General features: G+C 71.5%; 24 protein-coding genes and 1 pseudogene. 10 read left to right on the top strand and 15 right to left on the bottom strand.

The window, feature by feature from the left end:
* Position 1 precedes the first annotated feature (1 nt).
* The 5 genes from ACI2L1_RS30985 to ACI2L1_RS30965 all read right to left on the bottom strand — a co-directional run bounded on the left by ACI2L1_RS30985 (position 2) and on the right by ACI2L1_RS30965 (position 3096).
* Positions 2–433, bottom strand: a complete 432-nt coding sequence (locus tag ACI2L1_RS30985) for a hypothetical protein (RefSeq protein ID WP_404742697.1) — start codon at positions 431–433, stop codon at positions 2–4.
* A gap of 28 nt (positions 434–461) precedes the next feature.
* Positions 462–1295, bottom strand: coding sequence for a DUF1206 domain-containing protein (locus ACI2L1_RS30980; protein WP_404742696.1), 834 nt, complete (start codon positions 1293–1295; stop codon positions 462–464).
* A gap of 40 nt (positions 1296–1335) precedes the next feature.
* Positions 1336–1569 carry a DUF5133 domain-containing protein gene (locus tag ACI2L1_RS30975; RefSeq protein WP_404742695.1) on the bottom strand — a complete coding sequence of 78 codons (234 nt, stop codon included), beginning with the start codon at positions 1567–1569 and terminating at the stop codon, positions 1336–1338.
* Positions 1570–1574: 5 nt separating this feature from the next.
* Entirely contained in the window at positions 1575–2450 is an 876-nt protein-coding gene (locus ACI2L1_RS30970) for a SigB/SigF/SigG family RNA polymerase sigma factor (RefSeq protein WP_404742694.1), read from the bottom strand.
* Positions 2451–2652: 202 nt separating this feature from the next.
* Positions 2653–3096 carry an ATP-binding protein gene (locus ACI2L1_RS30965; protein WP_404742693.1) on the bottom strand — a complete coding sequence of 148 codons (444 nt, stop codon included), beginning with the start codon at positions 3094–3096 and terminating at the stop codon, positions 2653–2655.
* 216 nt (positions 3097–3312) lie between these two features.
* Between ACI2L1_RS30965 and ACI2L1_RS30960 the strand changes: the two genes are divergently transcribed.
* From ACI2L1_RS30960 to ACI2L1_RS30950, 3 genes are all read left to right on the top strand, one after another.
* A complete protein-coding gene (locus tag ACI2L1_RS30960; protein ID WP_404742692.1) occupies positions 3313–3522 on the top strand; it encodes a hypothetical protein in 210 nt (69 codons plus the stop codon).
* A 58-nt stretch (positions 3523–3580) separates the two neighbouring features.
* Positions 3581–5059: an aminotransferase class I/II-fold pyridoxal phosphate-dependent enzyme gene (locus tag ACI2L1_RS30955; RefSeq protein WP_404742691.1), complete on the top strand. Its 1479-nt coding sequence runs from the start codon at positions 3581–3583 to the stop codon at positions 5057–5059.
* Between the two features lie 258 nt (positions 5060–5317).
* Positions 5318–5773, top strand: a complete 456-nt coding sequence (locus ACI2L1_RS30950; protein ID WP_404742690.1) for a cyclic nucleotide-binding domain-containing protein — start codon at positions 5318–5320, stop codon at positions 5771–5773.
* A 3-nt stretch (positions 5774–5776) separates the two neighbouring features.
* On the opposite strand, the gene ACI2L1_RS30945 is transcribed toward ACI2L1_RS30950, so the two are convergent.
* Together ACI2L1_RS30945 and ACI2L1_RS30940 are read right to left on the bottom strand one after the other, a co-directional pair.
* Positions 5777–7075: an MFS transporter gene (locus ACI2L1_RS30945; protein ID WP_404742689.1), complete on the bottom strand. Its 1299-nt coding sequence runs from the start codon at positions 7073–7075 to the stop codon at positions 5777–5779.
* A gap of 110 nt (positions 7076–7185) precedes the next feature.
* Positions 7186–7803 (bottom strand): LysE/ArgO family amino acid transporter, encoded by a 618-nt coding sequence (locus ACI2L1_RS30940; RefSeq protein WP_404742688.1) that lies wholly within the window; start codon positions 7801–7803, stop codon positions 7186–7188.
* Between the two features lie 69 nt (positions 7804–7872).
* Between ACI2L1_RS30940 and ACI2L1_RS30935 the strand changes: the two genes are divergently transcribed.
* Complete coding sequence (locus ACI2L1_RS30935; RefSeq protein WP_404742716.1) at positions 7873–8763, top strand: LysR family transcriptional regulator ArgP; 891 nt, start codon at positions 7873–7875, stop codon at positions 8761–8763.
* A gap of 93 nt (positions 8764–8856) precedes the next feature.
* Here ACI2L1_RS30935 and ACI2L1_RS30930 read toward each other — a convergent pair.
* Positions 8857–9353: pseudogene (locus ACI2L1_RS30930) on the bottom strand (TetR/AcrR family transcriptional regulator); the annotation flags it as partial.
* Between the two features lie 171 nt (positions 9354–9524).
* Between ACI2L1_RS30930 and ACI2L1_RS30925 the strand changes: the two are divergent.
* Positions 9525–10745 (top strand): saccharopine dehydrogenase family protein, encoded by a 1221-nt coding sequence (locus tag ACI2L1_RS30925; protein ID WP_404742687.1) that lies wholly within the window; start codon positions 9525–9527, stop codon positions 10743–10745.
* A gap of 111 nt (positions 10746–10856) precedes the next feature.
* The gene (locus ACI2L1_RS30920) at positions 10857–11105 is read left to right on the top strand and encodes a WhiB family transcriptional regulator (protein ID WP_404742686.1); all 249 of its coding nucleotides are present in this window, start codon (positions 10857–10859) and stop codon (positions 11103–11105) included.
* Between the two features lie 72 nt (positions 11106–11177).
* Here ACI2L1_RS30920 and ACI2L1_RS30915 read toward each other — a convergent pair whose 3' ends face one another.
* From ACI2L1_RS30915 to ACI2L1_RS30900, 4 genes are read right to left on the bottom strand one after another with little or no spacing between them, the layout of a single operon-like run.
* Positions 11178–12998, bottom strand: a complete 1821-nt coding sequence (locus ACI2L1_RS30915) for a sensor histidine kinase (protein WP_404742685.1) — start codon at positions 12996–12998, stop codon at positions 11178–11180.
* On the bottom strand, positions 12995–13696 hold the full coding sequence (locus ACI2L1_RS30910; protein WP_404742684.1) for a response regulator: 702 nt from the start codon (positions 13694–13696) through the stop codon (positions 12995–12997). The genes ACI2L1_RS30915 and ACI2L1_RS30910 overlap by 4 nt, the downstream gene beginning before the upstream one ends.
* Positions 13697–13714: 18 nt before the next feature.
* Positions 13715–14458: a L,D-transpeptidase family protein gene (locus ACI2L1_RS30905; RefSeq protein ID WP_404742683.1), complete on the bottom strand. Its 744-nt coding sequence runs from the start codon at positions 14456–14458 to the stop codon at positions 13715–13717.
* A gap of 41 nt (positions 14459–14499) precedes the next feature.
* Positions 14500–15885, bottom strand: a complete 1386-nt coding sequence (locus ACI2L1_RS30900; protein ID WP_404742682.1) for a M1 family metallopeptidase — start codon at positions 15883–15885, stop codon at positions 14500–14502.
* Positions 15886–16025: 140 nt separating this feature from the next.
* Between ACI2L1_RS30900 and ACI2L1_RS30895 the strand changes: the two genes are divergently transcribed.
* Complete coding sequence (locus tag ACI2L1_RS30895) at positions 16026–16376, top strand: DUF488 domain-containing protein (RefSeq protein WP_404742681.1); 351 nt, start codon at positions 16026–16028, stop codon at positions 16374–16376.
* A gap of 407 nt (positions 16377–16783) precedes the next feature.
* On the opposite strand, the gene ACI2L1_RS30890 is transcribed toward ACI2L1_RS30895, so the two are convergent.
* Both ACI2L1_RS30890 and ACI2L1_RS30885 read right to left on the bottom strand, forming a co-directional pair.
* Positions 16784–18457, bottom strand: coding sequence for an FAD-binding dehydrogenase (locus ACI2L1_RS30890; protein ID WP_404742680.1), 1674 nt, complete (start codon positions 18455–18457; stop codon positions 16784–16786).
* A gap of 17 nt (positions 18458–18474) precedes the next feature.
* Positions 18475–19101: a TetR/AcrR family transcriptional regulator gene (locus tag ACI2L1_RS30885; RefSeq protein ID WP_404742679.1), complete on the bottom strand. Its 627-nt coding sequence runs from the start codon at positions 19099–19101 to the stop codon at positions 18475–18477.
* 114 nt (positions 19102–19215) lie between these two features.
* On the opposite strand from ACI2L1_RS30885, the gene ACI2L1_RS30880 reads away from it, so the two are divergent.
* From ACI2L1_RS30880 to ACI2L1_RS30870, 3 genes are all read left to right on the top strand, one after another.
* A complete protein-coding gene (locus ACI2L1_RS30880) occupies positions 19216–19845 on the top strand; it encodes an alpha-ketoglutarate-dependent dioxygenase AlkB (RefSeq protein ID WP_404742678.1) in 630 nt (209 codons plus the stop codon).
* Positions 19846–20161: 316 nt separating this feature from the next.
* Positions 20162–20908 carry an MBL fold metallo-hydrolase gene (locus tag ACI2L1_RS30875; RefSeq protein ID WP_404742677.1) on the top strand — a complete coding sequence of 249 codons (747 nt, stop codon included), beginning with the start codon at positions 20162–20164 and terminating at the stop codon, positions 20906–20908.
* 41 nt (positions 20909–20949) lie between these two features.
* Positions 20950–22185, top strand: a complete 1236-nt coding sequence (locus ACI2L1_RS30870; protein ID WP_404742676.1) for a DUF4032 domain-containing protein — start codon at positions 20950–20952, stop codon at positions 22183–22185.
* 1 nt (position 22186) lies between these two features.
* Here the strand turns inward: ACI2L1_RS30870 and ACI2L1_RS30865 are convergent, their stop codons facing one another.
* Positions 22187–23059: a universal stress protein gene (locus ACI2L1_RS30865; RefSeq protein WP_404742675.1), complete on the bottom strand. Its 873-nt coding sequence runs from the start codon at positions 23057–23059 to the stop codon at positions 22187–22189.
* Positions 23060–23067 lie beyond the last annotated feature (8 nt).

Genomic DNA, 23067 nt, shown 5'->3' with positions numbered 1-23067 from the left:
TTCAGAGATCCGTGGGCAGGTCGCTGACCTCGGCGATGCCGCGCAGTTCGTCGTCGAGCCGTCGGCGTTCGCGGATGTAGTCGGCGATCTCGCCGAGGCGCACCGGATCGGCGGCGGTGTCCGCGTCGGTGACCACCCGGATCGGTCCGGTGTCGTCGACGCGGAGCTCGATCACCTTGTTGTCCAGCCGACCGGTGACGGCGGTGGCGATGACCAGGGCGGCCTCGTCACGGATCTCCTGGGGCAGCCCGTCCTGCTGACTGTCCTCGAGCGCGAAGTCCAGGGCGGGCAGGTGTTGTTCCTCGATGGCCCGCAGGACCGGGTCGACCACGCTGAGCAGCAGCTCGTAGTCCTCCGAGGCCATGCGGATGCGCAGAAGGTCCAGGTAGACGTCCACGGGCCTACCGTCGGGCGGAAGCTCGGGTTCGTTCATGGGCCCCGGGTTCCCCGTGTCCCGCCGATCAGACCCGCCGCCAGCGGGCCATCGCGAACGAGAACGCCCCGAACAGCACCAGCCCCGCCGCGACCAGCACGAGCAGCCACGGCCCGAGCGGGGTGTCGGCGAACGAGCGGAGCGTGTCGTCGAGGCCCTTCGCCTTCTTGGGCTCGTAGTCGACCGCGGCCCGGACGGCGAAGGCACCCGCCGCGGCGAACACCACGCCGCGCGCCAGTCCGCCGCCCACGCCGGTCACATCGACGAGCTTCCTGACCCGCGGGCCCATCTCGGCGAGCTTCATCTCCTTGTGGAAGTGCCTGCGCACGGCCTGCGCGGCGATCCACACGCCGGCCACCGCGACACCGACCCCGGCCACGCCCACCAGCCACTGCCCGGCGGGCACCTCCATGGCCCGGGCGGTGACGTCCCTGGACTGCTCGTCGCTCGAACCACCGCCGCCGGAGCCGACGGCGAAGGACAGCACGGAGTAGGCGACGAACGCGTAGAAGACGCAGCGGAGCGCCGACAGCAGCCGTTTTCGCGCTTTACGGCCGTCGGGGCCGACCGAGCCGAACACCGCCTCGGACAGCCGCCACAGGGCCATGCCGACCAGCCCGACGCCCAGTGCCCACAGGACGACGGAGCCGAAGGGCTTGTCGGAGAGCGCGGCGAGGGCGCCGCCGCGGTCGGCCTGGCGCTTGCCGTCGCCGAAGGCGATCTGCAGCGCCAGCACACCGACCAGCAGGTAGATCACACCGCGCGCGGTGAGACCCGCGCGGGCGGCGCCCTCCGTGACGGAGCCGCGTGCCGCACGCCGGGCCTGGATCCGGCCTGGCTGTGCCGTGGAGCTCGTGGTCATGTCGACCTCCTCTGGGTCCGGATGCCGTCCTGGCGGGCGGTCACACGGAGTACGGCCGGTCGGCCAGTCGCGCGTGTTCGGGCATGGCCGCGAGCAGGCGGTGGGCGGTCTCCAGGGCCAGCCGGACGTCCCGTGTGCCGGTCGACACACAGAGCGTGTAGGCGAGGTCCCGGGCCCGCAGGCTCGGTTCGGCCGCTTTCGCGGCCTCCTCGGCCCGCAGGGCCTCGTACGCGTCGACGAGGCGGCGCAGGAACGCGGGGTCGGGTATCAGCATCCGGCTCACTCCTCGTACGCTCCGGCCGCCGACGAGCCGTCTGCGGCCTGCCGCCTCGACCGGTCGGCCAGCGCCTCGTCGCGCACCCGGGCGCAGCTGCGGCTGATGAGCCGGGAGACGTGCATCTGCGAGATGCCGAGCTGGTCCGCGATGCGGCTCTGGGTCATGTCCTCGAAGAAGCGCATGTAGAGAATGGCGCGCTCGCGTTCGGGCAGCCTGCGCAGTCCCTCCTTGGCGGACTCGCGGTCGACCACGACGTCGTACGACGCGTCCGGGCCGCCCAGAGTGTCGGCGAGGCTGTAGCCGTCGTCGCCGGCCGAGAGTTCGGCGTCCAGGGACAGGGTGCTGAAGCTTTCGAGGGCCTCCAGGCCGGTGGTGACCTCGTCCTCGGTCAGGCCGGTGTGGGCGGCGAGGTCGGCGGGCGACGGTTCGGGCGAACCGGGGTTCTGGGTGAGCTCGCGTCGGGCCACCCGTACCTTGTTGCGCAGTTCCTGCACCCGGCGGGGCACCCGCAGGGCCCACATACGGTCGCGGAAGTGGCGCTTGACCTCGCCGGTGATGGTGGGCACGGCATAGCTCTCGAAGGCTCCCCGTTCCGGTTCGAACCGGTCTATGGCCTTCACCAGGCCGAGTGCCGCGACCTGCCGCAGGTCCTCCAGGGACTCCCCGCGGTCACGGAATCGGCCCGCGATGCGGTGGGCCATGGGCAGCCATGCGGTGACGAGCTCGTCGCGCAGGGCGTCGCGCTCGGGGCCATCCGCCAGCCCGGCCAGCCTGGCGAACAGGGCCATGGTGTCGGGGGCGTCGTCGTGCCGCCGCCTGACGGAGCTGGTGGGACGGTCGTGGGTGGTGGGACGGCTGATCGACGTGTCGGTGAGCATGCGGATTCGCTCCTGAAGAACGGGTTCAGGGAATGACCGCGGGAGGGACGCCGACGGACCACCGGAAAGGGGCCCGCAGCAGCCATACCGCTCCCGCTGGCGCGCCTCCGGTCCGAAGCACGAAACTGCGTCTGCCCTGCTGTATGGGGCCCAAACACCGCTGGAAGAACTCCGTTTCGGCGGCTTCCCCAACGGTGTCGGATCAGCTCAGGGGCACCATGGCCGTGATGCGTTTGCCGCCCGAGGGCAGATCGGTCACGCGGACGTCCCGGGCCAGCCGGCACACGATGGGCCAGCCGTGGCCGCCGGGCCGCCACCTGCCCTGCGGGTCGACGGGCTCCCTGGCGACCGGCAGCGCGGCGCTGCGGTCGCTGACCGAGACGCACAGAAGTCGGCCTTGGACGGCGACGTGGAAGTCGGTGATGCCCCCGCCGTGCAGGATCGCGTTGGTGGTGAGCTCCGAGACGACGAGCAGCGCATCCGAGAGCGCCTGTGCGTCGCAGGGGACGTGCGAGGCGCGGCAGCGTTCGGACACGGCCCGCTCGACCGCCCGACGTGCCTCGGCCGGCCTGCGCGGCCGTGGCCGCACGCGCCGGCCGACGACAAAGAGTTCGGGGGTGGCTTCGGTCCTGTGCTCCTCGCACATGACGTGGCTCCTGATCGGTGGAACGCATGGCCGTCTGGTCGTAAAGCGCCAGCCGGGCCCGGCCGACCCACGGACACGGCGGCCGCGGTGAATGTACGGTGCGCGCTCTCCGTGGGCCTCTCCCTAGTCGGCTGACCTCTCCACGCCCGGTCAAACCTCCCCGTTCCGGGCGAGGTGCCCGCCGTTCGCTCCGTGATTCCGGGGTACGCGGTCCGTATGACGGATGTCGTGGACTCAGACGAACTGCTGCGCCGCATCCGGCGCGCCCGGGACTGTGCGGAGCGGGAGGAGCGGTCCTGGCGGGCCCGGAGCGACGAGCTGCGGTCCACCGATCCGGACGGCGCCCGGGACGCCGCCGTACGGACGGTTGCCTACGAGGCCGTGACCAGGGTGCTTGACGAGGTCCTGAGGCCCGGCAGCCGCTGAGCAGGGGGCGGTCCGGGCGCGCTGATTGACGGGCGTCCGGGCCGGGCACCCGGGGGCCATGACCGTCGACCACACTCAAGCACCCGTTCTGGAAGCCCTGGCCGACTATCACCGCCGGGGGCGGCTGTCCTTCGCTCCGCCGGGCCACAAACAGGCCCGCGGGGCCGATCCGGCGGTGAGGGAGGTGCTGGGTGACGCGGTCTTCCTCGGGGACGTGCTGGCGTCGGGCGGCCTGGACGACCGGCTGACCCGGGGGCGGGTGCTGGAGCGGGCCGAGGAGTTGATGGCCGACGCCGTGCACGCGGAGCACACCTTCTTCACCACGTGCGGGAGTTCCCTCTCGGTCAAGGCGGCGATGCTCGCCGTCGCGGGCCCGCACGAGAAGCTGCTGATCGGGCGGGACGCCCACAAGTCCGTGGTGTCCGGGCTGATCCTCTCCGGGATCGAGCCCGTGTGGGTCGAACCGCGGTGGGACGCCGAACGCCATCTCGCGCACCCGCCGTCGGCCGCGGAGTTCGAGCAGGCCTTCGACGCCCATCCCGACGCGAAGGGCGCCCTGGTGGTCAGCCCGACTCCATACGGCGGTTGCGCCGCCCTGGAGGACATCGCCGAGGTCTGCCACCGCCGTTCGGTCCCGCTGATCGTGGACGAGGCCTGGGGCGCGCATCTGCCCTTCCATCCCGATCTGCCGTCCTGGGCCATGGACGCGGGTGCCGACATCTGTGTCACCAGCATCCACAAGATGGGCAGCGGCCTGGAACAGGGGTCCGTGTTCCATCTCCAGGGCGATCTCGTCCCGCCGGATCTGCTGAAGATGCGCGCGGACCTGCTGGGCACGACGAGCCCTTCGGTGCTGCTGTACGCCGGTCTGGACGGCTGGCGTCGGCAGATGGCCCTGCACGGCAAGGAGTTGATGGGCGGGGCGCTCGATCTGGCGGCCCGGGTCCGTTCCGCGATCGAGGAGATCGACGGGATGCATGTCAACGACCGCGACGACTTCTGCGGGCCCGGCCTGGCCGACGACCTCGATCCGCTGCCCGGTGTCATCGACCTCGCCGGGCTCGGGATCACCGGGTTCCAGGCGGCGGACTGGTTGCGCGAGCACCGGAACATCGACGCGCACCTCACGGACCACCGCCGGATCGGGGCGCAGATCACCCACGGCGACGACGAGGAGACGACCGGCGAGTTGCTCGCGGCGCTCAGGGATCTCGCCCGGGCCGCACCGGAGTTGGGCCCGGCACCGCGGGTGGACGTGCCGGCGCCGTCCGAGCTGCGGATGGAACAGGTCATGCTGCCCCGGGACGCCTTCTTCGGGCTGGCCGAGCATGTGCCGGTCTCCGAGGCGGCCGGACGGGTCGCGGCGGAGATGATCACGCCGTATCCGCCGGGGATCCCGGCCGTGCTGCCCGGGGAGCGGCTGACCGACCCGGTGCTGCGCTACTTGCGCACCGGACTGGCCGCGGGCATGAACCTCCCTGATCCAACCGACGCGGAGTTGGGAACGATCAGGGTCGTAAACACCTCCACCGAGTGAAACCGGTCACTCACCCTGGATTCGATTGCGCGAAATCGCCATGGATGGTTTACGGTTCATTCATACGTGGTCACGGGGTCGACACACCGTCCTCCGACACCACCTCTGACTGCCCTGGCTGGTCTCCCCCGTCCAGCCAGGGCTTTTCCATGCCGTGGCCAGATCCTCGCCTCCGCCGAGGTGCCCCGGACGGCGGCAGCCGCTGAAATGGGCGTAGGCACAACACCGGAATCCATCGCCGGCGAGGAGCCCCGCGTCATGACCAAAGCGATAAAACTGCTGACCGCACTACCGCAGCCGCAGCGCCAGAGCCTGATGACGCTGGCCAAGGAGGTCTCCTTCGCCGAGGACTTCCGCATCTTCGAGGCGGGCGGCACGGCCGACCGCTTCTGGGTCATCCGCTCCGGGGCGGTCTCCCTGACCCAGCAGGTGACCACCCATCAGCGGGTCACCGTCGCCGGGCTCGGCTCCGGCGACCTGCTCGGCTGGTCGTGGCTGTTCCCGCCGTACCGGTGGGACTTCGGCGCCGAGGCCTTCAGTCCTGTGCGGGCCTACGAGTTCGACGCGGCAGCGGTGCTGCGGCTGTGCGAGACGGACCGGCAGCTCGGGATGATCCTGGTGCGCAGCGTGGCCGAGATCCTCGCCCACCGGCTTGAGACGACCCGGGGCAAGCTGATGGAGCAGTACGGCTCGCACCGCAGGGGCGGTCTGTAGGTCTCAGACGCGGTAGCGACGCAGTGCCGGTACCGCGAAGGCCAGGCTCAGCATGACGGCGACGACCAGCAGGCCACCGCCGGCGGCCGCGGTGCGGGCACCGAAGGCCGAGCCCGCGGTGCCGTGCAGGACGTCGGCGAGGCGGGGGCCGCCCGCGACAACGACGGTGAAGACGCCCTGCATCCGGCCGCGCATCTCGTCGGTGGCGGCGGAGAGCAGGATCGCCCCGCGGAAGACCATCGAGACCATGTCGGCGACCCCCGCGGCGGCAAGGAACACCACGGCGAGCCAGAGACTGTCGCTCAGCCCGAAGCCGGTGATGGCCACACCCCAGGCGACGACCGCGCCGATGACCATCCAGCCGTGCCGACGGGCCCGGGAGAAGGTGCCGGAGAACAGCCCGCCGACCACCGCGCCGATCGGGATGGCGGCGAACAGCAGGCCCAGCGCGTGCCCCTCGCCGTAGGAGGCGTAGGTCTCGGAGGCCATCTGCGGGAACAGGGCCCTGGGCATGCCGAAAACCATGGCGATGATGTCCGCGAGGAAGGACAACAGCAGCACCTTGTGCGCGGAGATGTACCGGAAACCCTCCGCGATCTCGCGCACCCCCGCCCGGCGCGCGACCGTGCTCGCCAGCGGCGGCAGGGAGGGCAGCCGGTACACCGCCCACACCGTGACGCACAGCGCCACGGCGTCGATGAGGTACAGCTCCGGCAGGCCGATCACCGGGATCAGGACACCGGCGAGCAGCGGGCCGACCACCTGGCCGGTCTGCATGACGGTCGAGCCGAGGGCGTTGGCGGCGGGCAGTTGCCCCTCGGGGACCAGGCGGGCGATGGAGGCGTTGCGGGCGGGGGCGTTCAGGCCCCAGAACGCCTGCTGCACCGCGAGCAGGACCATCAGGGCCGCCACCGAGTCGAGCCCGGTGACGGCCTGGAGCCAGAACAGGACCGAGGTGACGGCGATGCCGGTGTTGGTGATCAGCAGCAGCTTGCGGCGGTCCATGGTGTCGGCGACCGCGCCGCCCCACAGCGCGAACACGATGAGCGGCAGCAGTCCCGCCATGCTCGCGGCCCCGACCCAGGCCGAGGAACCGGTGATGTCGTAGATCTGCTTGGGAACCGCGACGGCGGTGAGCTGGCTGCCGACGGCCGTGACGATGGTCGAGCTCCACAGCCGGCGGTAGGCCGGGATGCGCAGCGGACGGGTGTCCATCGCCCAGCGACGCCAGCCGCGCCGAGGTGGCGGCGCCTCTTCCGCGGCCGGTGTCTGGGGTTCGGTGCTGCTCTCGCCGGTGTCCACGCGCTTCCTGGTTGCTCGTTACATCTAACGGATCCAGGGTTCACTATCGCAGCACCGCCCAGGAGTTCGGGACGCGGTATCTCAGCTTGCGGACCATGCGCTCGGTGTCTTCACGCTCCGGCCACGAGCGCGGCGCCGAGGGCGATCATCGTGACGGCGACCAGTCCGTCCAGGATCCGCCAGGCGGCGGGCCTGGCCAGGAAGCGGCTGAGCAACCGGGCCCCGAATCCCAGCGCGGCGAACCAGCACAGGCTCGCCAGCACCGCGCCGAGTCCGAAGGTCCAGCGCAGCGGGCCGCGGTCGGCGGCGACCGAGCCGAGCAGGAACACGGTGTCGAGGTAGACGTGCGGGTTGAGCCAGGTCATCGCCAGACAGGTCAGCACCGCCCGCCTCCGGGAGCCCGCCGCCTCACCCTCCGCCCGCAGGCCCGACTCCCCCGGCCTAAGGACCCGGCGGGCGGCGAGGGCGCCGTAGCAGAGCAGGAACCCGCCGCCGATCCAGCCGACCAGGGTGAGCGCGCCCGGCCAGGCGACCACCACGGCACCGACCCCGCCGACGCCGAGGGCGATGAGCAGGGCGTCGGACAGGGCGCAGATGCCGACGACGGCGAGGACCGCGTCGCGGCGGATGCCCTGGCGCAGGACGAAGGCGTTCTGGGCTCCGATGGCGACGATGAGCGAGAGGCCGGTGCCGAAACCTGCGGCAGCGGCGGACAGAGAGGCTGGCATGGCTTCGACGGTACGGAGACGATCACCGCCCGTACAGCTAAAGATTCTTACGTATCATTAGTTGTCGTGATGATGACCGAGCTTCCCCTGGATCAGGTGCGGACGCTGCTCGCGGTTGTCGACGAGGGCACGTTCGACGCCGCGGCGGCCGCTCTGCGTGTGACGCCGTCGGCGGTGAGTCAGCGGGTGAAGGCGCTGGAGCAGCGGACGGGGCGGGTGCTGCTGGTGCGCACGAAACCGGTGCGGGCGACCGAGTCGGGAGAGGTGGTGGTGCGGTTCGCCCGGCAGCTGGCCCGCCTTGAGCGGGACGCGCTCGCCGAGCTGGGGATGCCGGGCGAGGAGGAGGTGACGCGGGTGTCGGTCGCGGTGAACGCGGACTCCCTCGCGACCTGGTTCCTGGGCGCGCTCACGCGGGTTCCGCGGCGGGAGCGGCTCTGCTTCGAGCTGCGGCGCGAGGACGAGACGCGTACCGCCGAGCTGCTGCGGGAGGGGCTGGTGATGGCGGCGGTGACGTCGTCACCGGAGGCGGTGGCCGGATGTTCCGTGCGGTTGCTGGGGCGGATGCGGTATCTGGCGGCGGCGAGTCCGGGATTCGTCTCGCGGTATCTCGGAGGTTCGTTGGCGGATGGCCTTGCGGAGGCTCCGGTGGTGACGTTCGACCGGAGTGACGACATTCAGGACAGGTTTCTGCGGAAGCTTCGGCGCAGTGGGGCCGGGCCCGTGCGGCATGCGGTGCCGACGTCGGAAGGGTTCGTCGAGGCGGTCGCGTTGGGGCTGGGGTGGGGGATGGTGCCGGAGGTACAGGCCGAGGACTTGTTGCGTGAGGGTCGGCTGATTTCGCTGGCGCCGGATCGGCCGGTGGATGTTCCTTTGTACTGGCAGCAGTGGAAGTTGGATTCGCCTGCGTTGGCCGCGGTGGCGTCAGCGGGGATGGAGGCCGCGTCGGAAACGTTGAGATAGGACCTGTCGTCGGTTGGCCTCAGGTCCGTCGGGGCTGGTCGCGCAGGTCCCCGCGCCCCTGAAGGACGTCACCCAGCCGTGTCTCCACACTGTCCAGGAGCATTTCCCCATGGATTCGTCGGCGTCCAAAGCAGCGCTCGGGAGGGCCGGCGACGCCGCGTCCAGGGCCGCGAAAGCCGGCGTCCGGTCGATGAAGGCGTGGTGGATCCGGACCGTGTCGGAGAGAGGGAAGCCCGCCGTGCGCAGGACGTCCAGGATCGCCTCGTCCGCCGCCAGTTCGTTCGCACGGCCGGTGACCCTGCTCGTCGTCAGGGCGGCCTGCGGGTGGGCCACATACGCGGTATGGATGCGGAGGCCCACTTCGCGCAGCTCCCGCCGCCACTCCCCCGACAGCTCCCAGCCCTGCAACGCCTGGCCGATCAACGCTTCGCCGATGGCCAGGATCAGGTCGTCCATGCCGAGGAAGTAGCGGTAGAGCGTGCTCGGGTCGGCGTCCAGGGCAGGCCGAGGCGGCGCGCGGTGAGGCCGCCGCTGCCGTGTTCGCGGAGCATACGCAGGGCGGTCTCGACGATCAGCCCCTCCGACAGCACGGTCCCGCTCCTGGTGGACCTGCGCCGACGGCGTTTGTCTTCGGGGACCACGCGCTTCGGCGTCGTGGGCGTCCTTATGCCAACGCCATTGACCTTGATCGGGCGCACGGCCTTGTATCTCCCCCAGGGGCCCCTGCATCCGCGACCTTCGACCGTCAGGGAGTGTTTGTCATGCGTGTACTGCTCGTGGGCGCCGGAGGCGTCGGTACCGCCATCACCCGGATCGCCGCCCGGCGGCCGTTCCTCGACGCGATGGTCGTCGCCGACCACGACCTCGCGCGGGCCGAGGCCGCGGTCGCCGCGCTCGGTGACCGGGGCGACCGGTTCTCCGCCGAACGCGTGGACGCGAGCGACGAGCCGGCTGTGACCGCGCTGCTGGACCGGCACGCGTGCGACGTGCTGCTCAGCGCCACCGACCCACGGTTCGTGATGCCGCTGTTCCGGGCGGCGCGCTCCACCGGGGCGACCTATGTCGACATGGCGATGTCCCTGTCGTATCCGCATCCCGAGCGGCCGTACGAGGAGTGCGGGGTCAAGCTCGGCGACGAGCAGTTCGCGCAGGCGCGGGAGTGGGAGAAAGCGGGCGCGCTCGCCCTCGTCGGGATGGGCGTGGAACCGGGCCTGTCGGACGTCTTCGCCCGGTACGCGGCCGACGAACTGTTCGACGAGATCGAGGAGATCGGTGTCCGCGACGGCGCGAACCTCACCGTGGACGGCTATGACTTCGCCCCCTCCTTCAGCATCTGGACCACCATCGAGGAGTGCCTGAACCCGCCCGTGGTCTACGAGGCCGACCGCGGCTGGTTCACCACGGAGCCCTTCAGCGAGCCGGAGGTCTTCGACTTCCCGGAAGGCATCGGCCCGGTCGAGTGCGTGAACGTGGAGCACGAGGAGGTGCTGCTCGTCCCCCGCTGGGTCGGCGCGCGCCGGGTGACCTTCAAGTACGGCCTGGGCCGCGAGTTCATCGAGACGCTGAAGACGCTGCACCTGCTGGGCCTGGACCGCACCGAGCCGGTGACCGTGCCGAGCGCCGCCGGGCCGGTCGCGGTCTCGCCCCGGGACGTCGTGGCCGCGTGTCTGCCCGATCCGGCGACGCTGGGCGAGCGGATGCACGGCAAGACCTGTGCGGGCACCTGGGTCAAGGGCGTCAAGGACGGGGCGCCGCGCGAGACATACCTCTACCACGTGGTCGACAACCAGTGGTCGATGGCGGAGTACCGGTGTCAGGCGGTGGTGTGGCAGACCGCCGTGAACCCGGTCGTCGCCCTCGAACTCCTCGCCACCGGTGCCTGGTCGGGCACCGGCGTCCTCGGCCCGGAGGCCTTCCCGGCCCGCCCCTTCCTGGACCTGCTGACCGCGTACGGCTCCCCCTGGGGCGTCCGCGAGCAGTGACCCATGGGCCGTCCCACAGGACCCGGCTGTTTCACCGCGCGTCGACAGGTGACCCGAAAGCGAGTAAGGCATCCACGAGGGCACGTACGACTTCGACGGCAGGTGACTTTGATGGACAACTGGCGCAACCATGCCGCGTGCCGCCACGAGGATCCCGATCTCTTCTTCCCGATCGGCACCACCGGCCCCGCACTGGTACAGACGGAGCAGGCCAAGTCGGTCTGCCGGCGCTGCCCCGTCCAGGAGCAGTGCCTCCAGTGGGCCCTGGACACCGGACAGGGCATCGGCGTCTGGGGCGGCACCAGCGAGACGGAACGCCGCGCGCTCGCCCGGCGCGCGGCGCGGAGAAGGGCCGGCTGAGAGACCGTACAGCGGCGCGTCGTCCGGCCCCGCTCACGGCCCGAGGGGCGCACGGCCAACGGACGTACCGTTCTACGGCGTCGGCCCGCCCGGCAGCCGCAGGCTGAAGACGCTTCCGGTACCTGGTTCGCTCGTCACCTCGGCGGTGCCGCCGTGAGCGGCGACCAGGTGCCGGACGATGGGCAGGCCCAGGCCCGAGCCCCCGGTACGGCGACTGCGGGACTTCTCAGCGCGCCAGAACCGGTCGAAGACGTGCGGCAGGTCGTCGGGCGCGATACCGGTGCCGGTGTCGGCGACCGCCAGGACGACGTCGTCGCCGTCCCGGCGCGCGGACACGGTGACCGAACCGTCGGGCGGGGTGTGGCGCAGCGCGTTGGAGACCAGGTTGCCGAGCGCCTGTCGCATCCGCACCGGGTCGGCGTCCAGCCACGGCTCGTCGTCGACGTCGGTGCGCAGCTCCACCCGGGCCACGCCGGCCGCGACGCGATGGGCCGCGGTGACCTGCTGGAGGAGTTCGTCGCAGCGGACGGGCTCCCGGTGCAGCCGCAAGGTACCGGCATCGGCGTCGGCGAGGTCCTGCAGGTCGTCGATGACACGCTGGAGGACGAGGGCCTCCTCGTGCAGGGAGCCGAGCAGCGCGGGGTCGGGGTCGACGACACCGTCCCGGGTGACCTCCAGCCAGCCGCGGATGTTGGTGAGCGGGCTGCGCAGTTCGTGGGCGATGTCGCTGACCATCTCCTTGCGCTGGGCCTCGATGCGTTCGCGCCGTTCGGTGAGGTCGTTGAAGGCGGCGGCGAGGATGCCGGTCTCGTCCCGGGTGGTGACGGGCACCCGCACATGGAGTTCGGGCGGCTGCTGGGCCGCCGCGGTGAGCGCGCGCAGGGGGCGCACCAGCCGGGTGGCGACCAGGGCGGTCGCGGCGACGGTGACGGCGAGCACGAGCCCGGCGGTGCCGACGACCTTGGCCTTGTTGGCCGGTGACATGTCGAACAGCACGGCGGGCGTGTCCCCGGTGCCCAGGAAGAGTTCCGCCGCCGGTGCCACGTACGGGTCGAGCTGGGCGCGGCGGGCGGCGTCGAGGCAGGTCTGGGTCTCGCGCGTCTGCGTGGCCGCGCCCTGATTGACCGCGGTGGGTGCCTGCGACGGGAACGGCAGGTCGGCCCCGGCGAGCCCGTCGCCGAGGCTCAGCGGTATCTCGCCCTTCAGGCCCTTGCGGGTCAGGCAGGCGCGCGCCCCCGCCTGGAGTGCGTCCAGGGCCTTCTCCTCCGTGGGCATCGGCATGTTCAGGACCCCGTCGGCGCAGGCGTCGGGCACGTAGGAGGGCGGCGCGGTGCTGTCCGGTTCGGTGAGGACCGGGCGGCCGCTCGGGGTGCGCACGATCGTCGTCTCGACGCCGAACCGGGCGAAGCAGGTCTGGCGTTTCTGCGCCCTGGCGTCGACCTCGGCGCGCTCTCCCTTGGTGAGCCGGTACGGGCCGACCACCCGGGGGTCGATGCCGCTGATCTGGGCGCCGCGTTCGCTGTAGGTGTCCGTGCGCAGTGGATCGACGGTGGCGGCGGCGCTCGGGGGCAGGGCGGTGCCGCGGGGTGCCGAGTCGGCGACGGTCGTGCGGTCGGGGGTGACGAGGGCGATACGCCGGCCGGTCTTCGCGGACAATTCCCGTACGGTCGCGCCCACTCCCGTCCAGTCGGGATGGGTCGCCGCGTACCCGCTGAGCTCGGCCAGCACCTCCATGTCGTCGGCGAGCGCCTGCCCCTGTTCCTCGCGCAGCGCCTGGGTGGTGGTCGCCACGGCCAGCCAGGCGGTCGCGGCGACCGAGCACACGGCGATGAGCCCGGACGTGATCAGCAGGCGCACCAGAAGCCGCTTGTGCAGCGGGATACGGGGGCTCATCCGCGACCGCCACTGAGCTTGTAGCCGACGCCGAACACCGTCAGCAGCCGGGCCGGGCGCCGCGGATCGGCCTCGATCTTGCGGCGCAGGTTCATGATGTGCACGTCCACCGCCCGCTCGGTGGACGCCCGGTCGGTGCCCCGGGTGACCTCCAGCAACTGCCGCCGGGAGAACACCCGTTCCGGCTCGGCGACCATAGCCAGCAGAATCTCGAACTCGGCCGGTGTGCACTCCACGGGCGCGCCGTCGCAGTGCACCTCGTGCCGTACGGGATCGACCGCGAGATCCCCTGCGCGTACGGCGGGATCCTCACGTCGCCCCGCCGGGTCTCCCCGTCCGCTGCGCCTGAGCACGGTCCGGATGCGGGCCATCAGCTCGCGCGGACTGTACGGCTTGGTCATGTAGTCGTCGGCGCCCAGCTCCAGGCCCAGCAGGACGTCGCCCTCGGCCGAGCGCGCGGTGAGCATCACGACGGGGATGTCCTCGTCGCGCCGCAGCACCCGGCACACCCCGAAGCCGTCGATCACCGGGAGCATCAGGTCCAGGACGACGAGGTCGGGGGCGAGTCGCCGGGCCGCGTCCAGGGCGGCCCGGCCGTCGTGGACCACGGTGGCGGTGTGACCCTCCGCGAGCAGGGACCGTCGTATGAGTTCGGCCTGCATCTCGTCGTCCTCGGCTACCAGCACATGTGCACACACCCGCCGGATCCTAAGCGGTCAGCGTCGCAGGGACTTCGCGTCGCCCATCACGACGACGGGGTGGAGGTCCGGGTCCAGGGCGAGGAGCAGGTCCTTCATGTGCTCCTCGGCGATGCTGACGCAGCCGTGCGTGGGACCGCCGTGGTCGACGTGGAGCCAGATCCCGCCGCCGCGCCCGTCGCCCATGGGGCGGGTCCAGTCCAGAGGTGAGGTGCCGGGCTGCCGGTTGTAGTTGATGGCGATCACGTAGTCGAAGGAGCCGGCCAGGGACTCGCCCTCGAATCCGGTACCCGGTGCGGTGAAGCTGACGGAGCGGTCGTACGTCAGTTTGGTGCCGGGGTTCTTCAGCAGCCCTCCGGCGTCCGTGAGGGTGTAGACGCCGATCGGTGAGTGCAGGTCGCCTGCCATGTGGTGGTCGGTCCAGCCCTTGAGGGCGTTGTGCGCGGGCCAGCTCTCTCCGGCCTGCCAGCCGGCCTCGGTGCGCTCGTACAGGACGACGGCCGAGTCCGAGGAGTCGCGGCCCTTCCCGGTGACGACCACGGCCTGCCGGGCGTCGGTCGGTACCTTCGCCCAGGTCTTCGGACCGAGGCCGGGTATCTGCTGGGGAGCGACCTCGACGGAGATCTCCGGCGAGGGAGTGGGCTCCGGAGTCTCCCGGGAAGGCGCGGGTGCGCCCTGCGTGCTGGCCGCGGCGCCGCCGCCGCATCCGGTGAGAAGCAGGGATGCGGCGAGCAGGGCCACGTGGGTTCTGCGTGTGATCATGGAACGACTCTGACCGACACTTTTAAGAAACTCGTCAGGATCTAGGGCCGGTTCGGCTTCCCCGGTGCAGAGAGCCAGGTCTTGAACAGTCCGTCCAGCTTCTTCCCCGACACCCGCTCCGCCAGTCGCACGAACTGGGCGGTGGTGCCGTTGCCCTCGCGGTGCTCGGCGGCCCAGGCGCGCAGGGTGCGGAAGAACGCCCGGTCGCCGACTGTCGTGCGCAGGACGTGCAGGGTCATGGCGCCGCGGGCGTAGACGGGGGTGCCGAAGATGTTGGCGCCGCTGCCGGGGTCTCCGGGCGGGAACTCCCACAGGCCGTCGCTCGCGGGGCGCGCGTACAGGTCGTCGAAGGTCTTCTGCGCGCTGTCGCCGCCGTGCTGTTCGGCGTAGAGCCACTCCGCGTAGGTCGCGAAGCCCTCGTTGAGCCAGATGTCCTTCCACGAGGTGAGCGAGACGGAGTCCCCGAACCACTGGTGGGCGTTCTCGTGGACGAGGGTGCTCACGTCGGGCGCCCGGTCGTAGACCGGTCGGGACTGGGTCTCCAGCGCGTAGCCGACGTTCGGGGCCCGGTCCACGATCGAGCCGGCGGCACGGAACGGGTAGGGCCCGAAGAACTTGGTCTCCCACTCCAGGACCGACGGCAGCTTCTTCAGGACGGGTGCCGCGGCGGCGGCCTCGCGCGGGTCGACGGCGTTGTAGACGCGGATGCCGTTCCTGGTGGTGAACTGCTCCACCTTGAACTTCCCGACGGTCGCCGTGGCCAGATAGGCGGCCATGGGCTCGCTCTGGCGCCAGCGGAACGTGGTCGCGCCGTGCGCGGTCCGCTGGGAGAGGAGGACGCCGTTGGCGACCGCGGTGCGCCCCTTGGGGACGGTGATCGTGAAGTCGTACGACGACTTGTCCGTGGGGTGGTTGTTCGCCGGGAACCAGGTCATGGCGCCCTGCGGCTCACCGGCGACGAAGGCCCCGTCGTCGGTGGGGATCCAGCCGTCGAGCGAGCCGTCCGGGTCGGTGACGGGGCCGGGCTTGCCTTGGTAGGAGACGGTGACGGTGAATCGTTCCCCCTTGCGCAGGGCACGCCGCGGCGTGACGACCAGTTCCTGTCCGTCACGGCGGAAGTCGGCCTTGGTGTGATCGACCGTCAGTCCGGTGACCGTCAGTCCCTCGAAGTCGAGGTCGAAGCGGCTGAGGCGCTGGGTGGCGCGGGCGGTGAGGACCGCCTTGCCGTCGAGGTGTCCGCTGCCGGGGTCGTAACGGAGTGTCAGGTCGTAGTGGCCGACGTGGTAGCCGCCGTTGCCGGCCAGCGGGAAGTAGGGGTCACCGGCTCCGGACGCGCCCGTCGACGGGGGTGACGCGGCCCCGAGGAGCGCCACGAGGGTGACGGGGGTGGTGGCGAGGACGAAGGTGCGTCTGACGGCCTTCGGCACGTGGACTCCTCCAGGTGGGGGGCGGACGAGGGCTTCACCCTAAAGGCCGCCTCCCCCGCAACTCGCCCTCCGACAGGTCAAGTCACGCCGCGCTCCGCAGTACGCTCCGACGCACTCGCCCCTTCGTCGAGAGACCTCCCGTGAGCGTTCGCATCCGCCGTGTCTACGAACCCCCGGAGCCGGGGGACGACGTACGCGTCCTGGTCGACCGGCTGTGGCCGCGCGGACTGTCCAAGGACGCGGCCCGCGTGGACGAGTGGCCGAAGGCGCTCACCCCGTCGACCGAGCTGCGCCGCTGGTATCACGCGGGCGAGGGCTCGTACGAGGAGTTCGCCGAGCGGTACGAGGCGGAACTGGCCGATCCCGAGGCGGCCGGACTTCTGGACCGGGTCCGGGAGTTGGCGAGCAAGGGCGACGTGACCCTGCTGACCGCGTCGAAGACACCGGAACAGAGCCACGCCACCGTGCTGGTACGGCTGTTGGAGTCGTAGACCAACAGGCGAACAGACCGACGTCCCAGGGCCCGGCACGCCGACCTGCGCCCCACCGGCCCCCGCCTTCCTGCGCTCCTGCGGCGCCGTATCTTGGAGCCCGCCTGACACACCACGGTGCTGGTACGGCTGTTGGGGTCGGCGACCTGCCCGGCGAACAGACCGACGTCCCAGGGCCCGGCCGCCGACCTGCGCCCCGCCGGACCCCGCTCCCACGCGCTCTCGCGGTGCCGTACCTTCGAGCCCGCCTGATCGGCCGAAGCGGCCCTCGGGCGCTTCTGACCGCTCTTGACCACGGGCCGCGGGCCGCAACTGCTGCGCCCCGCGAGGCGCGTGGCGCTACATGAGGTGGCTCCCGTCGAGCGGGGCGATCGCCGGGCGGGCGGACGAGAGCCGTCAGGAGCGCGCTAGGCGACCTGCTTCGCCGCCGCCCGTCCCGCCGCGCGTCCGGAGAAGAGGCAGCCGCCGAGGAAGGTGCCCTCCAGCGCGTTGTAGCCGTGGACTCCGCCGCCGCCGAAGCCGGCGACCTCGCCCGCCGCGTAGAGGCCTTCGAGGGGCTTGCCGTCGGTGCCCAGGGCGCGGGAGTCCAGGTCGGTCTGGATGCCGCCGAGGGTCTTGCGGGTGAGGATGTGCAGCTTGACGCCGATCAGGGGTCCGGCGGCCGGGTCGAGGATGCGGTGCGGGGTGGCGACCCGGCCGAGGCGGTCGCCGATGTAGCGGCGGGCGTTGCGGATGCCCTGCACCTGGGCGTCCTTGCTGTAGGAGTTGGCGATCTGGTGGTCGCGGGCCTCGATCTGGCGGCGGATCGAGGCGGCGTCCAGGAGTGCCTTGTCCGTCAGCCCGTTCATCTTCTCGACGAGCTGTTCCAGGTTTGGGGCGGTCACGAAGTCCGCGCCCTTGCGCAGGAACGCGTCGACCGGGCCCGGCGCCCCCTTGCCGAGGATGCGCTCCTTGAGGAAGCCCGCGCGGTCCTTGGCGGTGATGTCGGGGTTCTGCTCGGAACCCGAGAGCGCGAACTCCTTCTCGATGATCTTCTGGGTGAGGATGAACCAGGAGTGGTCGTGCTCCGCGATGTCCTCGGTGGTGCGCAGGTGCTTGAGCGTGCTGAGGGTGTCGTAGCCGGGCAGACACGGCTCGGGCAGCCGGCGGCCGAGGGCGTCGAACCACATGGACGACGGTCCGGGCAGGATGCGGATGCCGTGGCCCGGCCAGATGGGGTCCCAGTTCTGGATGCCCTCGGTGTAGTGCCACATGCGGTCGCGGTTGACCAGACGGACACCGGCGCCCGCGCTGATGTCGAGCATGCGGCCGTCGACGTAGGCGGGCACGCCGGTGACCATCTCGGTGGGCGGGTTGCCGAGCCGTTCGGGCCAGTAGCGGCGGACGATGTCGTGATTGGCGCCGATGCCGCCGGTGGTGACGACGACGGCCCGGGCGGTGAGCTCGAAGTCGCCGACGCGGTCACGGTTGGAGGCGACACCGCGCGCGGAGTTGTCCTCCGCGAGGACGGTGCCGCGCACTCCGCGGGCGGTGCCCTCCTCGACGACGAGTTCGTCGACCTGGTGGCGGTGGTAGAAGGTCAGCAGTCCGTCGCGCGCGGCCTGCTTGGCGTATCCGACGAAGGGTTCGACGACGCCGGTGCCGGTGCCCCAGGCGATGTGGAAGCGCGGCACGGAGTTGCCGTGTCCGTGGGCGGTGAGGTCACCGCGCTCGGCCCAGCCGACGGTGGGCAGGAACTTGATGCCGTGCCCCTCCAGCCAGGACCGCTTCTCGCCGGCCGCGAACTCGACGTAGGCGCGCGCCCAGCGCACCGCCCAGGAGTCCTCGTCGTCGATCCGGTCGAACCCCGCGCTGCCCTGCCAGTCGCTCCAGGCGAGGTCGAAGGAGTCCTTGATGCCAAGGCGGCGCTGTTCCGGGGAGTCGACGAGGAAGAGCCCGCCGAAGGACCAGAATGCCTGGCCGCCGAGGTTGGCGGCATTCTCCTGGTCGACCAGGGCGACCCTCCTGCCGCGGCTGGTGAGCTCGTGCGCGGCGACCAGGCCCGCGAGCCCCGCTCCGACGACGATGACGTCGGCATCCATGGCGACCGTCCCTTCCCTCATACGGTGGTGTCGCTGCCGTCGGTGAGCAGCGCGGTGAGCAGTTGCTTGAGCCACACGCGGGCGCGCTCGACGTCCGCGTCCAGCAGCAGTTGGACGGTGACCCCGTCGTAGGCGGCGACCACGGCATGCGCGGCGCCCTCGGCATCGACCAGCACGGCGGGCAGTTCGGCGTGCCCACGCGTGCGTGCCAGCCGGTCGGCGATCGCCCGCCTGAGCCGGGCCCGGTGTTCGAGCAGGGTCTCGGCGACCTCGGGTGCGCGGGCTGCGTGCACCAGGAAGTCGGTCTTCACCAGAAGCCAGTCCCGGTCGAGGAGCAGGACCTCGGTGACCCGGTCGACGGCGGCCGGAACGTCGAGGCCCGGCCCGTCGAGGGCGAGGGCTCCGGAGACCTGGTCCGCGATGAGGTCGGCCCGCTGCTGGTACAGGGCGAAGAAGAGCTCGTCCAGGCTGTCGAAGTTCGAGTAGAAAGCGCCCCTGCTGTATCCGGCGGCCTCGCAGACCTCCTCGATCGACACCCGCCCGAAGCCCTTGGCGGCGAAGACCGCGAAGGCCGCGTCGAGGAGATTGGCACGCGTACGGACCCGGCGCCTGGTCACACGCCTGGTCGTGTCTTCGATCGCCATGTCGGGCCCTCCGTTCGATACGCGAATGTATCCGATACAGCGATGTATCGAAAGAGTCGAACGGACCCACGGCTCCATGGGAACAGATTTTCGAATAAGGGGTACGCTGGGTTCATGACCGCGCACCTTCAGGGCTCCCTCTTCGACCAGACCGACCAGCTCCGGCTCGGTTCCCTGGCCGGGATCCGCCGTACCGTGCTCGGTCTCGGCGCCTGGATCGACGTACTGCCCGGATGGCTCGGCGGCTCGGACGCCCTGTTCGAACAGCTGGCCGCCGAGGTGCCGTGGCGCGCCGAGCGCCGCACGATGTACGACCACGTCGTGGACGTACCGCGGCTGCTCGCCTTCTACGGGGCCGAGGACGAACTGCCGCATCCCGTGATCACCGAGGCGCGGGAGGCGCTCACCGCGCACTACGCCGACGAACTGGGCGAGCCGTTCGCCACGGCCGGCCTGTGCTACTACCGCGACGGCCGGGACAGCGTCGCCTGGCACGGGGACCGGACCGGGCGGGGCGCCCGCCAGGACACGATGGTCGCGATCCTCTCCGTGGGCGCACCCCGCGATCTGGTGCTGCGCCCGGTGCGCGGCGGCCGGGAGACGGTGCGACGGCCGCTGGGACACGGCGACCTGATCGTGATGGGCGGCTCCTGCCAGCGCACCTGGGAGCACGCCGTACCGAAGACCACGCGCGCGACGGGACCGCGGATCAGCATCCAGTTCCGCCCGCACGGCGTGCGCTGAGGCAGAGAGGCGGCTGCTTCGGCTGCGCGCGGGGGCTGCCTCCGGCGGACGGTGCCGGAGGCAGCCTCGTCCCTCCGGGGGTTGGGCGGGACGGCCGGGGAGGCAGGCGCGGAAAAACCGGGGGCCGGCGCTGAGGACCGACGGCGGGCGTTGAGGGCGGCCGCCCAGGGGCAGTTGGGCGCCGAAGCCCGGGAGCAGTTGGCCCGGAGGCCCCGGGACAGTTGACCGCTGGAGGACCGGTACCCGCCGCTCCGGATCGCCTGAGCGTCTGCTTTGCTGTGTGCCGTCGGGCAGGTACTCAGCGGGCGGGGCGATCATGAGCGCGGGCGTGCAGCAAGTCGCGGACGGCACCTATCTGGTGCACGGCAGCAACACCAACTGGGTGATCCTGACCGAGGGGAACTCCGCCACGCTGATCGACACCGGCTACCCGGGCGACCGGGAGCAGCTGCTCGCCTCGCTTGCGGAGGTGGGCAGTTCACCGGAGGCGGTCACCGCCGTCCTCATCACGCACGCCCACAACGACCACCTGGGCTCCGCCGAGTTCCTGCGCAGCGCCTACGGCACCCCGGTGTATCTGCACGAGGCCGAAGTGCCGCACGCGCGGCGGGAGTTCCTGCACCAGGTGTCGGTCGGGACGGTCGTGAGGAACGGCTGGCGGCCCGGTGTGCTGCCGTGGGCACTGCACGCGATCCGCTCGGGCGGCACGGCCCATGTGCCGGTCGCCTCCCCGCAGCCGTTCCCGACGGAGGGCGCGCTCGATCTGCCGGGCCGGCCCGTGCCCGTGTACACACCGGGTCACACCGACGGGCACTGCGCGTTCCATCTCCCCGAGCGCGGGGTGGTGATCTCGGGCGACGGCCTGGTGAGCGGTCACCCCATCTCGCGGGTGAAGGGGCCCCAGCTGTTGCCGGACATGTTCCACCACGAGCGCGCCCGGGCGGTGGCCTCGCTGGACGTGTTCGCGGAGCTGGACGGCGACATCCTGCTGCCCGGGCACGGCCCGGCGCACCTCGGTCCGGTCCGTGAAGCGGCACTTCAGGCCAGGGACCGCGCGCTCTAAGGTGAGGTGACGATCACCGGCGAGACAGGGACAGACCAGCCATGGCACTGCAGATCAGCGCTACGAACCCGGAGCACCCCGCGCTCCTGCTCGAACTGCCGTGGCACCTGCCGCTGGAGGAGTGGCCGGAGGAGGTCCTGGTCCCGCTGCCGCGCGGCATATCCCGTCACGTGGTGCGCTACGCCCGCGCGGGCGACGAGGTCATCGCCGTGAAGGAACTGGCCGAGCGCCCCGCGCTGCGCGAGTACGAACTGCTGCGCGACCTGGACCGGCTCTCCATCCCGGCGGTCGACCCGCTGGCCGTGGTCACCGGCCGTACCGACGGCGAGGACGCCCCACTGGAGTCCGTGCTGGTCACCCGGCATCTGGGCGGCTCGATGCCGTACCGCTCGATGTTCGAGACGACCATGCGGCCCGCGACCATGCACCGGCTGATGGACGCGCTGGCCGTTCTTCTGGTCCGGCTGCACCTGGCCGGGTTCGCCTGGGGCGACTGCTCGCTGTCCAACACCCTGTTCCGGCGCGACGCGGGCGCCTACGCCGCCTATCTCGTGGACGCCGAGACCGGAGACCTGCATCCGCAGCTCAGCCCCGGGCAGCGGGACTACGACCTCGACCTGGCCCGCGTGAACATCAGCGGCGAACTCCTCGACCTGGAGGCCTCCGGGGCACTGCACCCCTCCGTGGACCCGATCGAGTTCGGCATGGAGATCTGCGCCCGCTACGGGCGCCTGTGGGAGGAGCTGACCCGCAGGTCCGTCTACCCGGCGGGCAAGTACCACTTCATCGAGCGCCGGATCCGGCGTCTGAACGACCTCGGCTTCGACGTGGCCGAGATGCAGATCGAGCACGCGCCGAACGGCGACACGGTGACCTTCGTGCCCAAGGTGGTGGACGCCGGTCACCACCAGCGCCAACTGCTGCGCCTGACCGGCCTGGACACCGAGGAGAACCAGGCCCGGCGGCTCCTGAACGACCTGGAGAGCTGGATGGCCACCCAGGACGACTACGCCCCGGGCGACCCCCTCGGCGCCCGCCCCGAGGTCCTCGCGCACCGCTGGGTGCGGGACGTCTTCCGGCCGACCGTGCGGGCCGTACCGCTGGAAATGCGGGGTTCGATGGACCCGGCCGAGATCTACCACCAACTGCTTGAGCACCGCTGGTACCTGTCCGAGCGGGCCCAGCACGACATCGGGATCGACACGGCCGTCAAGGACTACATCGAGAACATCCTCCCCAAGGCGCGCGAGACGCTCGAACCCACCGTGGCCGACTGACTCAGGAGTGCGGGACCACGGCCACCGGGCAGTCCGCGTGGTGCAGCACGCCGTGCGCGACCGAGCCGATCCGGGCGCCCACGGCCGTACGGCGGGACCGGCGGCCGACGACCATCAGCTGGGCCCGCGCGGTCACCGACAGCAGCACCTGCCCCGCGCTGCCCATCTCCACATGCTCGACCACCGGCACGCCGGGGAAGCGCTCGCGCCACGGCTGCAGCGCCGTCGCGAGGGCCTTCTTCTCGTACGGCTCAAGGCCGCCGGTCTCGTCGAGGAGCTTCATCGAGCCGGGGCTGTAGGCGAACACCGGCGGCAGCGTCCAGGCCCGTACGGCACGCACGGAAGCTCCCCGTGCCGCCGCCGTCTCGAAGGCGAACCGCAGGACGTCGGCGCTGTCCTCAGGATCGCCCTCCTGGCCCACGACGATCTCCCGGCCGGCGGCCTCCGCGGTGGCCTGGTCACCGGCGCGCACCAGGACCACGGGCCGCACCGCCTCGGCGATCACCTGTTGGCCCACCGAGCCCAGCAGAAAGCCCACGACCGGCCCATGGCCGCGAGAACCCAGCACCAGCAACTCGGCGTCCGCCGCGGCGCCGACCAGCACGTCCACGCTGCCGCCCTCGACGACGTCGGTGGACACGTCGAGTCCCGTGTGCCGTGCTGTGACGGCCTGCACGGCCTCGTCCGTGGCCTCCCGCGCCCAGCCCGCCTGGGTGTCCCGGTCCCCCGCGTCGATCCCCTCGTAGGGCTGGAACCGCCACGCGTGCACCACCCGCAGCCCCGTCCCGCGCCGGACCGCCTCCCGCGCGGCCCAGCCCAGCGCGGCGAGGCTCTCCTCGGTTCCGTCGATGCCTGCGGTGATCGGGCGCGTCATGCACTGGC

Source organism: Streptomyces sp. NPDC019531, from assembly GCF_044903305.1.
Taxonomy (GTDB): domain Bacteria; phylum Actinomycetota; class Actinomycetes; order Streptomycetales; family Streptomycetaceae; genus Streptomyces.
This window is presented reverse-complemented; position numbering and strand designations above follow the sequence as displayed.